Source organism: Paraburkholderia nemoris, from assembly GCF_905221015.1.
In the GTDB taxonomy this organism is placed as follows: Bacteria; Pseudomonadota; Gammaproteobacteria; order Burkholderiales; family Burkholderiaceae; genus Paraburkholderia; species Paraburkholderia nemoris.
This window is the reverse complement of sequence record NZ_CAJNBO010000002.1, coordinates 259,422-274,079: the sequence shown is the minus strand read 5'-3', so window position 1 is coordinate 274,079 and position 14,658 is coordinate 259,422. Positions and strand designations below refer to the sequence as shown.

Sequence of the window (14,658 nt, the reverse complement as noted above, 5' to 3'; positions counted from 1 at the left end):
GCACCTCATTCTCCCCTCTGGCTTTAACGCCCTTTTTTAGCTTTCCGACTGCGTTTGGATTCGGCTCGCAATGGCTTGAATCGGCTCGTCCGCGTGACCCGTATAACGGCTCGCACGGCAGGCGCGCACTCGAACATTATTAAAATATAAAATGCAAAACAAACATATTCATCATTACAACGGCTATGCCGTCCAACCCTCGGCGCATCGTTTGCCCGACGGTAGCTTTTCATCCAACCTGTTGCTCGAACGCGCTGACAGCGCGCGTACCGAAGGGCGCTACCAGTTCTATTCGCTCGACTACTTCCCGAACGAAGAACAGGCATTGCAGCACTCGGCACGCTGGGCACGACGGTGGGTCGACACGCGCGGTTAAGCGCGAGTTGAAACTGATGCGCGCGGAACCCCGCGTTTGCATCGTTCAGCACCCATAGCGCACCATTCGGCGCGCTAGACCATCGCGCGCGGTCTATTCGGCTTGTTCCGCCTTGATCCGCGCGCGCAGTTCGAACTTCTGAATTTTTCCCGTCGACGTCTTCGGCAATTCGCCGAAGCGCACCGCTTTTGGCAACTTGTATCCCGCAAGAAACAGCCTGCAGTGCGCGATGATCTCTTCTGCGCTCACCTGAGCGCCCTCCTTGAGCTCGACGAAGGCGCAGGGTACCTCGCCCCACTTCGGATCGGCCATCGCCACCACGGCGGCAACCGAGACCGCTGGGTGACGGTACAGCGTGTCTTCGACTTCGATGCTCGAGATGTTCTCGCCACCCGAAATGATGATGTCCTTGCTGCGATCGCGGATGCGGATGTAGCCGTCAGGCATCCGCACGCCGAGGTCCCCGGTGTGGAACCAGCCGCCGCGGAAGGTCGCTTCCGTGGCGCGCTCGTTCTTCAGATAGCCCTTCATGCAGATATTGCCGCGGAACATGATCTCGCCGAGCGTTTCGCCGTCGTCAGGCACGGGCTCGAGCGTGTCCGGGTCGAGTACCGTTACGGCTGCCTGCAAGTGATAACGCACGCCTTGCCGCGCGTTCATTTCGGCGCGCGCGTTGTCGTCGAGCGTGTCCCATTCTTCCTGTTTCGCGCAAACTGCGGCCGGCCCGTAGGTCTCGGTGAGTCCGTACACGTGCGTCAGATCGAAGCCGATCTCCTTCATCTTCGCGATCACCGCCGGTGCGGGCGCAGCGCCCGCCACCATCGTCGACACACGATGTGTGATGCCCTCGCGCCATTCGGCGGGCGCATTCGCAAGCGCGCTTTGCACGATCGGTGCGCCGCAATAATGCGTGATGCCTTCCCGGCGAATCAGTTCGAATACCGTCTTCGCGTCGAATTTGCGTAGACAGACGTTGACGCCGGCACGCGCGGCAACGGTCCATGGGAAACACCAGCCGTTGCAGTGAAAGAGCGGCAGGGTCCACAGGTAAACCGCATGCTTGGGCATATCCCATTCGAGGATATTGCTGAGCGCATTCAGATACGCGCCGCGATGGTGGTAGACCACGCCTTTAGGATCGCCGGTCGTCCCCGAGGTGTAGTTCAACGCGATAGCGTCCCACTCGTCGGTGGGCAAGGTCCAGGCGAACTCGGGGTCGCCGGTTTGCAGAAAGGCTTCATAGTCGGTTGCGCGGATGAACTTGCTGGCGTCGGCGGGCATCGCATCGGCCACGCTGATCACGCGCAACTCCGGGAATTCCAGCGCGGCGCGGTGCGCCAATTCGCTGTACTCCGTATCGACGATCAACGCCTTCGCCTCGCCATGACGCAACATGAACAGCAGCGACGACACGTCGAGCCGCGTGTTCAATGTATTGAGCACGGCGCCGGCCATCGGCACGCCGAAATGCGCTTCTATCATCGGAGGAATATTCGGCAGCAAGGCGGCCACCGTGTCGCCACGCTCTATACCGGCCTGCCGCAATGCGCTGGCCAGTCGCCGTGCGCGCTCGTAGGTTTCGCGCCAGTTACGGCGAATCTCCCCATGGACGATCGCCAGCCGCTCACCGTAGACTTCCGCTGCGCGTACGATGAAATCGATGGGCGTCAGTGGGACATAATTGGCCTCGCGCCGCTGGAGGCCTTCTTCGAACATGTGCGTCATCGCTTTGTCTCCTGAGGCGCTGGCCGCGCCGTCGATTTTTCTGATTGATGAGCTAGCCTAGCAATTGTCATGGTGAACTGTCTGTCATTCAAATGACAGAGTGGCGCGCCCTGGCTCCATTCAAGCAACTTCACTCGCCTACGCACCGCTTGCTGCTTATGGATGACGCACCGTTTACCACCGTCGCAGACTCCCGCCCGCACCGGCCCGAACGGGTGCCGCGCGCCGATCTGCCACGGCTATTCGGCACCTGCGCGTGGTTCAGGGCGCTCGCCGCCGAACACCAGGCCATGATCCTTGCCAGCGCGCACGCGGAGCGGCTGGAAGGGGGCGCATGGATCGCGCGCCGCCAGGAGCCGTCAGACTACTGGATCGGCGTCCATTCCGGCCTCATCAAACTCGCCATCTACAACGCCTCCGGACGCAGTTGCACGCTCTCCGGCGTGCCGCCCGGCGGATGGTTCGGCGAAGGCAGCGTGATCAAGCGCGAATTGCGCAAATACGACGTGGCCGCTATTCAGCCTTCGCTCGTGATGTTCGTGCCGTCGGAAACGTTCCATGCGCTGCTCGAATCGAGCCTGCCGTTCACCGGCTTTGTGATCCGGCAGTTGAACAACCGCATGGGCGAATTCATCGCGTCAATCCAGAATAGCCGTCTGCTGGATGTCGACGCGCGCGTCGCCCAGTCGCTCGCGCAACTGTTCAATCCGGACCTCTACCCCGACACCGGGCGCACGCTGGCCATTTCGCAGGAAGAAGTCGGCCTGCTGGCAGGCGTGTCGCGGCAACGGATCAACCAGGCACTGCAAAACCTCGAAAGGCTGCAGATTTTGCGCCTCTCATACAACCAGATCGACGTGCTGGACCTCGAACGCCTGTCGGCGTTTGGTCAGGAGCAGATCTAGGGTAAGCACGGACACCATGCTGCCCACTGCAGTTTCCCGCAGTTTTCTACACGTTTGACTTCACTTTCCCTGATTTTCCTCGACGTTCCCCGCATTTCATCGGCCGTCTCGGCCTGGAATTGCACGTTTCAGGCAGCAATTTCGGACGCCGGAATAAAGAATCCACAGCAAATAGCCGTTATGCCGGCTATGCAACGCAGATTGCAGCCCGTCCCTATTCCGAGTTCAACGTATTGTCGAAACCGATAATGAACCGTCTGACACTAAAACAGAAATTGTGGGTGCCGATACTACTTTGCTGGGCGGCACTCCTGATCGTGACTGTTGTGAATGCGTTCGACGCACGAAACGCTCAAATGGACGCACGGCGCGCGGACCTGGCCGACGTCACCGACATGGCGGTGTCGATCGTCGCGGACTACGCGAAGCAGGCCGACGCGGGCAAGCTCCCGGTCGACGAGGCCAAACAGCAGGCCATCGCCCGCATCACCGCGCAGCGTTACGGCGCATCGGGCTACGTGACGATCGTGCGCAGCGATTCGGTGATGGTCGCTCATCCGATGAGCCCGAAGCTGAACGGCAAGGACATGAGCAGCTTCCGCGACGCCAAAGGCAATGCGCTGTATCACGACATCGCGCAGGCAGGCGGCTCGGCGGGCGGCGCAGGTTATCTGCGCTACTGGTGGCCGAAACCCGGCGAGACGGTACCGAGCGAAAAGATCGGCTATGTGAAGCGCTTCGGCCCGTGGAACTGGGACTTTATCGCCGGTGCCTATATGGATGACATCCAGGCGCAGTTCTACGCGACGCTCGCGCGCTCGGCCGGCATGCTGGTGCTGCTGGGTGTGGTGGTGTCGTTCGTGGCTTCGCGCGTGGTGCGCAACGTATCGCGTTCGATTGGCGGAGAGCCTTCCGCAGCGGCGGCGATTGCCATGCAGATCGCGCGCGGCGACCTCGCCACTCACATCCACCTGCGTCGCGACGACACGTCGAGCCTGTTGTTCTCCCTGCGCGAAATGCGCAATCAGTTGGCTGCGACCGTCGCGCGGATCAAGACGTCCGCCGAAACGATCACGATCGCCTCGAAAGAGATCGCCGCGGGCAATCTGGATCTGTCGAGCCGTACCGAAGAACAGGCGGCTTCGTTGCAGGAAACCGCTGCGAGCATGGACGAACTCACCAAGACCGTCACGCAGAACGCCGACAATGCAGCAACCGCGTCAGAACTCGCAGCGGATGCATCGAACATTGCCGCGCGTGGCGGCGAGGTCGTCAACGACGTGGTCGAGAAAATGGCCGGCATCACCGATAGTTCGCGCAAGATCGGCGAGATCATCAGCGTGATCGAAGGCATCGCCTTCCAGACCAATATTCTCGCGCTGAACGCAGCGGTGGAAGCAGCGCGCGCCGGCGAAGAAGGCCGCGGCTTCGCGGTCGTCGCGGGCGAAGTGCGCAATCTCGCGCAGCGCAGTGCGACGGCGGCCAAAGAGATCAAGGTGCTGATCCATCAGTCCGTCGCGCAGGTCGGCGAAGGCTCGACGCTGGCAGGCAAAGCCGGCAGCACGATCAGCGAGGTGGTCGACGCCGTGCGTCGCGTGACGGCGATCATGAACGAGATCTCGGCAGCCTCGAAAGAACAGAGTTCAGGCATCGGCGAAGTCAATCTCGCGATCCGTCAGATGGACGATGTGACGCAACGCAATGCCGCGCTGGTCGAACAGGCAGCGGCCGCGGCCGGTTCACTCGATGAGCAGACCGAACGTCTGCGAAATGCGGTTGCGGTGTTCAAGGTCGAACAGCATGCGTGATTGAGCGGTGCCTTCATGCAGCAGACCAAAGCATGCGATTGAAAAGGCCGTCATCCGGTAACCGGATGACGGCCTTTCTGCTTTTTATGCCGAAACGATCCCGCGCCTGCTACGCAGTGCGCGGGTAACCCTTGCGAGTGACAGGCCGCGCTAGCATGGCATCGGTATCGAACAACGCAAAGGCGATATTGGCCAGCACCCCTGAATTCTTCCAGCGCAAATAATAGCGATGCGCGGTCTGATAAGGCGCATAGCGGTCAGGCATTGCGTGCCATGGCTTGCCCGTGTGCAGCACCCACAGCACGCTGTTCACCACGCAACGGATGTCGATGCTGGGACGGCCACGCCGAGGTCCGTGATCTTTCATTTCAGGCAGGAGCGGCACGATGAGATGCCATTGCTCGTCGGTGAGATCCTGAATGGCTGGCGAACGAGCCAGCGAGTTTGAAGCGGGAGTATCCATGCAGTAAGAACGCGCACCTGCAGCACACGTGCTAGCGTCGCCGCGAAAAATGTCTATAACTCAATCGTTTCAGACTACCCCAAGCGCGCTGCCGCGAAAGTCAACTATTGTCAGAGTCGTGTGCGCAATTGTTAGAAATCGCAATACGTTATGCGCCAACGGATTAATGGCGCGGTGGAGGGGGTGGTCCATCATCGGCGCGCCCGGCGCGCAGCAAGCCTGCGTGTCCCGCGCCTCGAATGGCGCACCACGACATCCGGCATTCACGCCGGGTGCCGACCACCAAAGCGGCGCGCCCATAAAAAAAGGTGCCGCGAACGGCACCTTTTTTACAACAACTAGCTTCTTCTGCTAAAGCTTAGAAGCGGTGACGCAGACCGACCGTAGCAGCCGTCTGGTTCTTCGACGACGACGGCAGTTGCGTGTTGTCGCCGCTGTAGATCGAAGCTACGCCGCCATCGCCCATTGCGTGCTGGTACACGGCTTGAGCGTAGACGTCCGTACGACGCGACAGCGAGTAGTCAGCTTGCACGCCGATCTGGTGGTAGCGAACCGACTCCGAACCACCGTTTGCAGCAACGCCGTAGCCCTTGCCGTCGGTGAATGTGTAAGCAACGCCCAAGCCGAGAGCCGGGGTCACGTTGTACTTGCCGTTGACTTCGTAGTTGTTAGCGCGCAGCGATTGTGCACCACCGACGAAGTTGTCCGAACGCGATTGCGTCCATGCCAGACCCAGGGTTGCCGGGCCGAATGCGTACGAACCAGCAACGCCGAATTCACGTTGACGGAAGCTGCCGACGTTGCCTGCCAGTGCGTTGACGTACGAACCGTCCGAAGCACCGCCGTTGGTTGCGCCCGGGTTGTTCTGCTGTGCGTAAGCAGCGCCCAGGTGCAGGCCTTGCCACTGGTATGCAGCACCAACGCTGTATTCGCGGTTGTTTGCGAATGCGCCAGCCTGGTTCGAGAAGCCGTACGTGCCGCCGAACGTGAAGCCTGCGTAGTTAGCGCTCGAGTACTTGATCGAGTTGTTGACTGCGTAGCCGCCGTTCGTGCTCAGGTTGTCGTTGTTGAACGGGTGAGCGAAGTACGTACCGCCCCAGCTGCCCGTTGCGGTCAGCGGTGCCAGGTAGTCTTGTGCTGCGTCGTATTGACGACCCAGCGTGACCGTACCGAATTGCGCGCTCGACAGACCGACAAACGCTTGACGGTTGAACATGCCGTTGTTGTTAGCGAACTTGCCGTTGTTGATGTTGAAGCCGCTTTCCAACGTGAAGATTGCCTTCAGACCGCCGCCCAGATCTTCCGAACCGCGCAGACCGAACATGCTTTGGTTGATGCCGCCGCTACCCGCTGCCCACTTTGCGTTGTGGTTGACGTTGCTGGTGTACGTCAGACCTGCGTCCAGCAGACCATACAGGGTCACGCTGCTTTGTGCGTGAGCGACGGAAGCAAACGATGCGGCAACCGCAACGACGATGAGACTCTTTTTCATGCGTGGGACTCCAGTTCGATAAATTTACGCGGGGAGCGGGACCTGCCTCAGCAGCGCGTGCATCATTCGCTGCCGCCCTGTTCGCCGACCCGTTTCGGATCGGCCGGGCACCCTTGAAACGAAGCGTGAGTGTAGGTGGAGACCCTAGTAGGGATGCCCGCAATTTACGCAACAGGATTTTTCAGAATCCGCAACAATCAAATCGAGATAGGCATTAAGTCTTTATCTTTCATACGCTTATCGCAAAATGTGGATGAATGTATGCCTGCTCTGGACAAAAGTTATCCGCAACATCTCAATATTAAAGTTGTGTGAATGCAACAGCATTTAATATGTGTGACGTAATCGGGTCGGAACGTTTGAAAAATGAGAGGCGTCTGATTGTTCGACAATCAGGCAATTGCGATAGGCCTAATTCAACGCGGTGTAAATTTATTTTGAAAAAGCGGGAACTTAATTGAATTAACGAAGTCGTCGATTTAACCCTCGAATATTCCGGGGCACAGATATTTGGATTAGCTGTGATTAACGCAGGCTGTGAATTGTCGAACGGCTTGATGAAGTGGAGTCGGCGGGGTCAGGCGAGGTGGAAGCCTTCAGCACGGGCATTGCCCGGAGGTGAACTGCGGCGCCGGCCGCCGCGTGACAAGAACCCGTGCTGAAAGCGGACGGCATACATCGAACAGCCTTCCGTAATCATTTAACGGCACAGTCGTGCACTTTTTTTACACGGAGTTTCCCTTACCTCCAATCGCCGGTTGCCGGCCCTCCAAATGGCCTGCCATGGAACAGTTAGGCGCTAAGAGTCGGCGCACGCTTCCGCCAAGTTCGCCGATCTCATCTCGAAGTGAAGCGGGATGATATTGCGCGGGAACATGCAACGCTCAATAAGCGGCATATTGCCGCATCTGATATTGGATTCTCACCACCAAACAAAAAGGGTTCCGAAAACTCGGAACCCTTCTTTACATCTTTGGTGGGCCGGGTCGGAGTCGAACCGACGGTGTCCTTTCGGAGGCGGATTATGAGTCCGCTGCCTGCAACCAGCACGGCGTCCGGCCCAAGAAAAAGACCCGGTCATGAAGGCCGGGCCAATTCGTTGATTGGCCGACATACTACACGAAAAAGGGGCCTCCGCAACCGCTTCGCCTAAGCAAAACAGCCGGAAGACCCCTTCAAACCGCTACATCATTTCGCACGACCGCCTGCTTCGATCAATTCCCTTCGAGGAACGACTTCAGCTTGTCCGAACGGCTCGGGTGACGCAGTTTGCGCAGCGCCTTTGCCTCGATCTGACGGATCCGCTCACGCGTCACGTCGAACTGCTTGCCGACTTCTTCGAGCGTGTGATCGGTACTCATCTCGATACCGAAACGCATGCGCAGCACCTTCGCTTCGCGCGGCGTCAGCGAGTCGAGCACGTCCTTCACGACGTCGCGCATGCTGGCATGCAGTGCGGCGTCAGCCGGCGCGACCGTGTTCGTATCTTCGATGAAGTCGCCCAGATGCGAATCGTCGTCGTCACCGATCGGCGTTTCCATCGAGATCGGCTCCTTCGCGATCTTCATGATCTTGCGGATCTTGTCTTCCGGCATTTCCATCTTCTCGGCCAGCGTTGCCGGATCCGGCTCGAGACCGGTTTCCTGCAGAATCTGACGCGAGATGCGGTTCATCTTGTTGATCGTTTCGATCATGTGAACCGGAATCCGGATCGTACGCGCCTGGTCAGCAATCGAACGCGTAATGGCCTGACGGATCCACCACGTGGCATACGTGGAGAACTTGTAGCCGCGACGATATTCGAACTTGTCCACCGCCTTCATCAGGCCGATGTTGCCTTCCTGAATCAGGTCGAGGAACTGCAGACCACGGTTCGTGTACTTCTTCGCGATCGAGATCACGAGACGCAAGTTCGCCTCGGTCATTTCACGCTTTGCCTGACGCGCCTTCAGTTCGCCGGCCGCCATCTGACGGTTGGTTTCCTTCAGGTCCTTCAGCGGCAGCACAACGCGCGCCTGCAAGTCCAGCAGACGTTGCTGCTGTTCGCGAATGGCCGGAATGTTACGCGTGAGGATCGCGCTATACGCGTGACCTTCACCGACGATCTTGTCAGCCCATTCCAGATCCGTTTCGCTGCCCGGAAAACGCGCGATGAATTCCGCACGCGGCATGCCGCACTTGTCGACCACGGTATGCAGAATCTGACGCTCGACCTGACGCACTTCGTCCACTTGCGCACGCAACGTGTCGCACAGGCGCTCGACGGTACGCGCGGTAAAGCGGATCGTCATCAGTTCGTTCTGGATCGTTTCCTGCGCCTTCAGATACGACTTGGACTTGTAGCCTTCCTTCTCGAACGCGCGACGCATCTTGTCGAACCATTCGCTGATCATGGCGAACTTCTCGAGGGACGCACGCTTGAGCGCTTCCATCTGCGCAGCGTTGGCCGTGGCTTGCGCCGCGCCGTCGTCTTCTTCCTCGTCGTCCGATTCCTCTTCCTCGACTTCCTCGTCTTCGCTTTCGATCGCTTCCGCTTCCTGCGCCGAAAAGCCGTCTGCATCTTCCGCATTGGCGTCGATCAGGCCGTCGACCAGTTCGTCGATGCGGATTTCCTCGTTCGCGACGCGCTCGGCCATCGCCAGAATGTCGGCGATCGTCGTCGGGCACGCGGAGATCGCCATCACCATGTGCTTGAGGCCGTCTTCGATCCGCTTCGCGATTTCGATTTCGCCTTCACGCGTCAGCAGTTCGACCGTACCCATTTCACGCATGTACATGCGGACCGGATCCGTTGTGCGGCCGAATTCGGAGTCGACGGTGGAGAGCGCGACTTCCGCTTCCTCTTCCACTTCGTCGTCTGACGAAGCAGCGGGTGCGTTGTCGTTCAATAGCAGCGTTTCAGCATCCGGCGCCTGCTCGTACACAGCCACGCCCATGTCGTTGAACGTGCTGATGATGCCTTCGATCGCCTCGGTCTCGGTGAAGTTGTCCGGGAGGTGGTCGTTGATTTCCGCGTACGTGAGGAAGCCGCGCTCCTTGCCGAGCTTGATCAACGCGCGCAGTTTGGCGCGGCGCTCTTCGAGTTCCTCGACGGTGCCCGGCTGCGACGACGCGAACGCGTCTTTCAGCAGTGCTTTTTCCTTTGCACGACGATCGCGAGCCTTGACCTTTTCCACCTTGCCGGGAACGGCCGCAGGGGTTTCTTCGCTTTGGGTTGCATCGTCATCGACGGGTGTTTCGTTCAGCTTTTTCGTCATGGAGTTCGTCGTACCGGCTGTAGTCTCGACTCGCGGCTGTTGGACAACAGCCGGTTGAACCGTGGATACTGGAGTCTCACGCTCTACCGCATCGTCCTGCGCGGCAGGCGCTTCCCTTGCGCTTCTGACACCCGGCCGTTTTGCGGCCGGTGGTGGTACAGCTTTCGCCGCCCTGACCGGCTCCGCTCGCGCAGCGGAAGTGGTCGAGGGTTTCTTCCCGGCAGTAGGTGTGACGCTTGCGGCAGACGTTTTTCTGGGGGAAGAAGCTAACTTGGCCTCGGTGACCTTTCTGGTCGGCTCATTCGAACCTGTGCCCGTTGCTTTTTTTCCGCCTGGTGTCTTTGCCATCGCAATCGCCTTTTCGCCTTTGCTAGGAAAACCATTGAAAAAACAAACCGCTAGAAACCTTTTATTATAGCACTCAGCTTTCTGCCATCCCGCTTACAGCCCGAGCTGGCGCTTCATCTCAGCCCGCTTCTGATTCAGGCCCGTCAGCTCCGCAAACTCCTCCGGCGTGTGCCGGGATTGCCGCGAAAGCTGCTCGAGGCGATCGCAGTAAGCGTCGTATCGCATCTTCAGAATCGCCGCTTTCAACTCCTCTCCGACGATCCGTTCCTGCTCGCGCCGTTCCTCGATGACGGTCGCATCCTCCGGGTCCTTCAGCAGCAAATCCCGGACGTTTTCATCATAGTCTAGAATTTTGCGAAAGATTTCCTCGAAAGTTGGGGCATTTGCGCCGTTTCGCAATAGGTCGGACAGCAACTGAAACTCCGCCGAATCGCCCAGCGCACGGGCATGCGTCGTCACTTCTTCGAACAGCTCGCCGTGCCGCGTGACGCTCAGAAGGGCCTGCTCGGCTTCCTCGTCGAGCACTGCCACCGTGCGCGGATACATCACCAGATTGCGCAGCGTTTTTTCTTCGATCCCGGTCACACTGCGCCGGTCCTTGCGGGCCGGCGCCGATCGGGCGGCCGCTGCGATCCGGGCGTCGACTTCGCATAAAGCGGCGACTTCCTCGAACGGCACGTCGAGCCGATCGGCGAACATATGCATGATCTGCGCGCGCAATGCATTGGCCGGCAGCTGCTGCAGCAGCGGCTTCGCGTCGAACAGCGCGCGGGCGCGACCTTCCGGCTGGTCCAGCTCCTTGCCGGCCAACACCTCGTTCAGCATGAACTGCGACAGTGGCATGGCGCGCTCGACCTGTTCGGCGAACGCTTCCGTGCCGAATTCGCGCACGTAGCTGTCCGGATCGTGCTCGGACGGCAAAAACAGGAACCGGATGGTCCGGTTGTCCGCCGCATGCGGCAGGCAGGCATCCAGCGCCCGGCGCGCGGCGCGGCGCCCGGCCGAATCGCCGTCGAAGCTGAAGATGACCGTATCGGTCTGGCGCATCAGTTTCTGCACATGAATCGGCGTGCAGGCCGTGCCGAGCGTAGCAACCGCGTTCTGGAACCCCAATTGGGCCAGCGCGACCACGTCCATGTAGCCTTCGACCACCAGCACGTAATGCTGTTCGCGAATTGCCAAACGGGCCTCGAACAGCCCATAAAGCTCGCTGCCCTTGTTAAATAGAGGCGTTTCCGGCGAATTCAAATATTTGGGTTCGCCGCCGTCCAGCACGCGCCCGCCGAAACCGATCACCTGCCCTTTCACATTACGTATCGGGAACATGATCCGCTCGCGAAAGCGGTCGTAGCGGCGGTTTTGACCTTGCGCGTCCGACTTTTCGCTGACGATCACAAGACCCGATTCGACCAGCGAATCGTCCCGATAGTTGGGGAAGGCGGGTTCGAGGTTCTGCCAGCCGTCCGGTGCGTAGCCGAGGCCGAAACGGGCGGCGATCTCGCCGGTCAGGCCGCGCTTCTTCAAATACTGGATCGCGACCGGCGCGCCGCGCAACTGCTTGCGGTAGAAATCGCAGGCGGTCTGCATGACATCGGACAGCGCCGTGGTCACCGCCTTGGACGCACCCGGCGAATACCCGCCGGAGCCGCCACCACCGCCATAGCCCGGCGAAGGCTCGTTCGGCACGGTCAACCCGACCGATTGCGCGAGTTCGTTGACCGCCTCTGGAAACGTGGAGCCGACGTGCTCCATCAGGAAGCCGATGGCCGTACCGTGCGCGCCGCAGCCGAAGCAGTGATAGAACTGCTTAGTCGGACTAACCGTAAACGAAGGGCTCTTCTCGTTGTGAAACGGGCACAGCCCCATGAAGTTCGCGCCGCCCTTTTTCAACTGCACATACCGGCCGACCACGTCGACGATATCGACGCGGTTGAGCAGGTCCTGCAGGAATGACGGTGGAATCACAGTGAATGACGCTACCTAAAAAGCTCAAGGCTGCGCACGCCGTCGAACAACGGCGCGCACAGACCGGAAATACGGGAATTACTTCGCGAGCGCGGCTTTGACTTGCGCCGAGACAGCGGTCATGTCGGCACGGCCCGCCAGCTTCGGCTTGAGCACGCCCATCACCTTGCCCATGTCCTGCGGGCCTGCAGCGCCGGTTTGCGCGACCGCGGCCTGAACTTCGGCAACGATCTCCGCTTCGGACATCTGCGCCGGCATATAAGCGGACAGGATGGCCAGTTCGGCCTTTTCCTTGTCGGCGAGATCCGTGCGGCCGGCGGCTTCGAACTGGCTGATCGAGTCTTTGCGCTGCTTGATCATCTTGTCGATGACGGCGGTGATTGCCGCGTCGTCAAGGACGACGCGTTCGTCGACTTCGCGTTGCTTGACCGCGGCGAGCAGCAGGCGGATCGTGCCGAGACGCTCGGTCTCACGCGCCCGCATGGCCGCTTTCATGTCGTCGTTGATCTGGTCCTTGAGGCTCATCACTCACCTGAATGCGTTGAAAATTTAAAAACCGGCCGCTTACGGCACCCATGCGCCGTACCAATACGCTGCATCAAACACAAACGCCCGCTTGGGACTGCTTCCTCAAGCGGGTTGGCGCAATTTTGCGTAGTGGATGCGACCCTGCCGGCTGGCCCGAAGGGCCGTGTTTTCCGCGATGGCACCTGCAGTGCCGTCACCGTTGGATGTCGCCGCTCCGTTCAACGGGAACCGCGGCAACGCCAGAATCAGTAGAACTTCTTTGGCAGCATCTGGCCACGCAGACGCTTGAAATGACGCTTAACCGCAGCCGCCTTCTTGCGCTTGCGCTCAGCCGTAGGCTTTTCGTAAAACTCCCGGGCGCGAAGTTCCGTTAGCAGCCCGTTTTTCTCCATCGTGCGCTTGAAGCGGCGCATGGCAACTTCAAACGGCTCGTTGTCTTTTACGTGGATGGTCGTCATTTTTCAATAACGGAACTTTGTAAAGGTTCAGGAGTATAGCAGAGCTTTCTCACAAAGCCATTGCGCCGTCAAGCCCCTAAAACGTACTCCGCCGACGCCTGGCCGGCCGCCACGCCGGAGGCCCACGCCCACTGGAAATTGTAGCCGCCGAGCCAGCCAGTCACGTCGACCGCCTCGCCGATGAAGTACAAACCCGGCGTGCGGGCGCTCATCATCGTCGCCGACGACAGGTCACGCGTATCGATGCCACCGCGCGTGACTTCAGCCTTGCGGTAGCCTTCGGTGCCGTTCGGGGTGAGCGTCCAGCGCGACAAGGCCTCACCGATGCGGCGCAGCGTCTTGTCCGGAAGATCGGCCACGCGCGCCTCGGCGGGAATCTGGTGGGTTTCCAGCCAGACGTGGGCGAGCCGTTGTGGCACCCATTCCGAGAGCAGATTGGCAATCTGGCGCTTCGTGCCTGTTTTGGCTTCCAGCAATGCGGTGGTGGCGTCCTGCTCGGGCAGCAAATTGATGTGAATCGGCTCGCCGGGCTGCCAGTAGCTCGAAATCTGCAGAACGCCCGGGCCCGACAGGCCACGGTGCGTGAGCAGAAGGTCCTCGTTGAACTCGGCGCCGGTCTTTTTGCTGCCGGTTGCCAGTTGTACTTCCAGCGACACGCCGGAGAGCGCCGAGAACGGCTCCCAGTCGGCAGAAGCGAAGGTCAGCGGAACCAGCGCGGGGCGGGTGTCGATTAGCTTGTGGCCGAATTGCTTGGCGAGACGATAGGCGAAATCGGTGGCGCCGATCTTGGGGATCGACAGGCCGCCGGTCGCCACTACGAGCGCGCGGGCCGTGATCGGACCCGAGTGGGTGTCCAGCGTGAACCGTCCTTCGGCGTCATGCCGCACCTGTTCGACCGCGAGCGGCGTGCGCCACGCGACGCGGCCCGCGTCGCATTCGTTCTTCAGAACGTTGATGACCGCGTCGCTCGACTGGTCGCAGAACAACTGCCCCTTGTGCTTCTCGTGCCACGTCACGTGATGGCGCTTGAGCAGCGCCATGAAGTCACGCGGCGTATAGCGCGCCAGCGCCGAGCGGCAAAAATGAGGATTGGCCGACAAATAATTGGCCGGTCCGGCATACAGATTCGTGAAATTGCACCGGCCGCCGCCGGAAATGCGGATTTTCTCCGCGAGGCGCTGCGAGTGGTCGATCAGCACCACGCGACGGCCAAGTTGCCCGGCCACGGCCGCGCACATCATGCCGGCCGCACCCGCGCCGATCACTGCGATATCGAAGGATTCCATGGGGCCGCATTGTACCTGCGCGCCTGCGGCCGCCTGCCCGCGCTGCT

Annotated in this window: 11 protein-coding genes and 1 tRNA gene; 3 read left to right on the top strand and 9 right to left on the bottom strand. The window is 60.1% G+C overall.

Annotated elements, in window-relative coordinates; all coding sequences use genetic code 11:
- The first annotated feature begins 151 nt into the window (after window positions 1-151).
- Complete coding sequence (locus KHO33_RS03890; RefSeq protein ID WP_054034841.1) at window positions 152-376, top strand: hypothetical protein; 225 nt, start codon at window positions 152-154, stop codon at window positions 374-376.
- Window positions 377-469: 93 nt separating this feature from the next.
- On the opposite strand, the gene KHO33_RS03885 is transcribed toward KHO33_RS03890, so the two are convergent.
- On the bottom strand, window positions 470-2,101 hold the full coding sequence (locus KHO33_RS03885) for an acyl-CoA synthetase (protein ID WP_200561397.1): 1,632 nt from the start codon (window positions 2,099-2,101) through the stop codon (window positions 470-472).
- Between the two features lie 158 nt (window positions 2,102-2,259).
- On the opposite strand from KHO33_RS03885, the gene KHO33_RS03880 reads away from it, so the two are divergent.
- Window positions 2,260-3,006: a Crp/Fnr family transcriptional regulator gene (locus KHO33_RS03880; RefSeq protein WP_200561395.1), complete on the top strand. Its 747-nt coding sequence runs from the start codon at window positions 2,260-2,262 to the stop codon at window positions 3,004-3,006.
- Between the two features lie 248 nt (window positions 3,007-3,254).
- On the top strand, window positions 3,255-4,814 hold the full coding sequence (locus KHO33_RS03875; RefSeq protein ID WP_200561393.1) for a methyl-accepting chemotaxis protein: 1,560 nt from the start codon (window positions 3,255-3,257) through the stop codon (window positions 4,812-4,814).
- 109 nt (window positions 4,815-4,923) lie between these two features.
- On the opposite strand, the gene KHO33_RS03870 is transcribed toward KHO33_RS03875, so the two are convergent.
- The 8 genes from KHO33_RS03870 to KHO33_RS03835 form a co-directional block, all read right to left on the bottom strand.
- Window positions 4,924-5,277, bottom strand: a complete 354-nt coding sequence (locus KHO33_RS03870) for a transposase (protein ID WP_054034837.1) — start codon at window positions 5,275-5,277, stop codon at window positions 4,924-4,926.
- Window positions 5,278-5,635: 358 nt separating this feature from the next.
- The gene (locus KHO33_RS03865) at window positions 5,636-6,769 is read right to left on the bottom strand and encodes a porin (RefSeq protein WP_054034836.1); all 1,134 of its coding nucleotides are present in this window, start codon (window positions 6,767-6,769) and stop codon (window positions 5,636-5,638) included.
- A 974-nt stretch (window positions 6,770-7,743) separates the two neighbouring features.
- Window positions 7,744-7,831, bottom strand: a tRNA-Ile gene (locus KHO33_RS03860).
- Window positions 7,832-7,983: 152 nt separating this feature from the next.
- Entirely contained in the window at window positions 7,984-10,374 is a 2,391-nt protein-coding gene (rpoD, locus tag KHO33_RS03855) for an RNA polymerase sigma factor RpoD (RefSeq protein ID WP_200561391.1), read from the bottom strand.
- A gap of 93 nt (window positions 10,375-10,467) precedes the next feature.
- Entirely contained in the window at window positions 10,468-12,339 is a 1,872-nt protein-coding gene (gene dnaG, locus KHO33_RS03850; RefSeq protein WP_168435514.1) for a DNA primase, read from the bottom strand.
- 78 nt (window positions 12,340-12,417) lie between these two features.
- The gene (locus tag KHO33_RS03845; protein WP_054034833.1) at window positions 12,418-12,864 is read right to left on the bottom strand and encodes a GatB/YqeY domain-containing protein; all 447 of its coding nucleotides are present in this window, start codon (window positions 12,862-12,864) and stop codon (window positions 12,418-12,420) included.
- Window positions 12,865-13,112: 248 nt separating this feature from the next.
- Window positions 13,113-13,325 (bottom strand): 30S ribosomal protein S21, encoded by a 213-nt coding sequence (gene rpsU, locus KHO33_RS03840; RefSeq protein ID WP_054034832.1) that lies wholly within the window; start codon window positions 13,323-13,325, stop codon window positions 13,113-13,115.
- Between the two features lie 68 nt (window positions 13,326-13,393).
- The gene (locus KHO33_RS03835; protein WP_200561389.1) at window positions 13,394-14,611 is read right to left on the bottom strand and encodes a BaiN/RdsA family NAD(P)/FAD-dependent oxidoreductase; all 1,218 of its coding nucleotides are present in this window, start codon (window positions 14,609-14,611) and stop codon (window positions 13,394-13,396) included.
- Window positions 14,612-14,658: the final 47 nt, after the last annotated feature.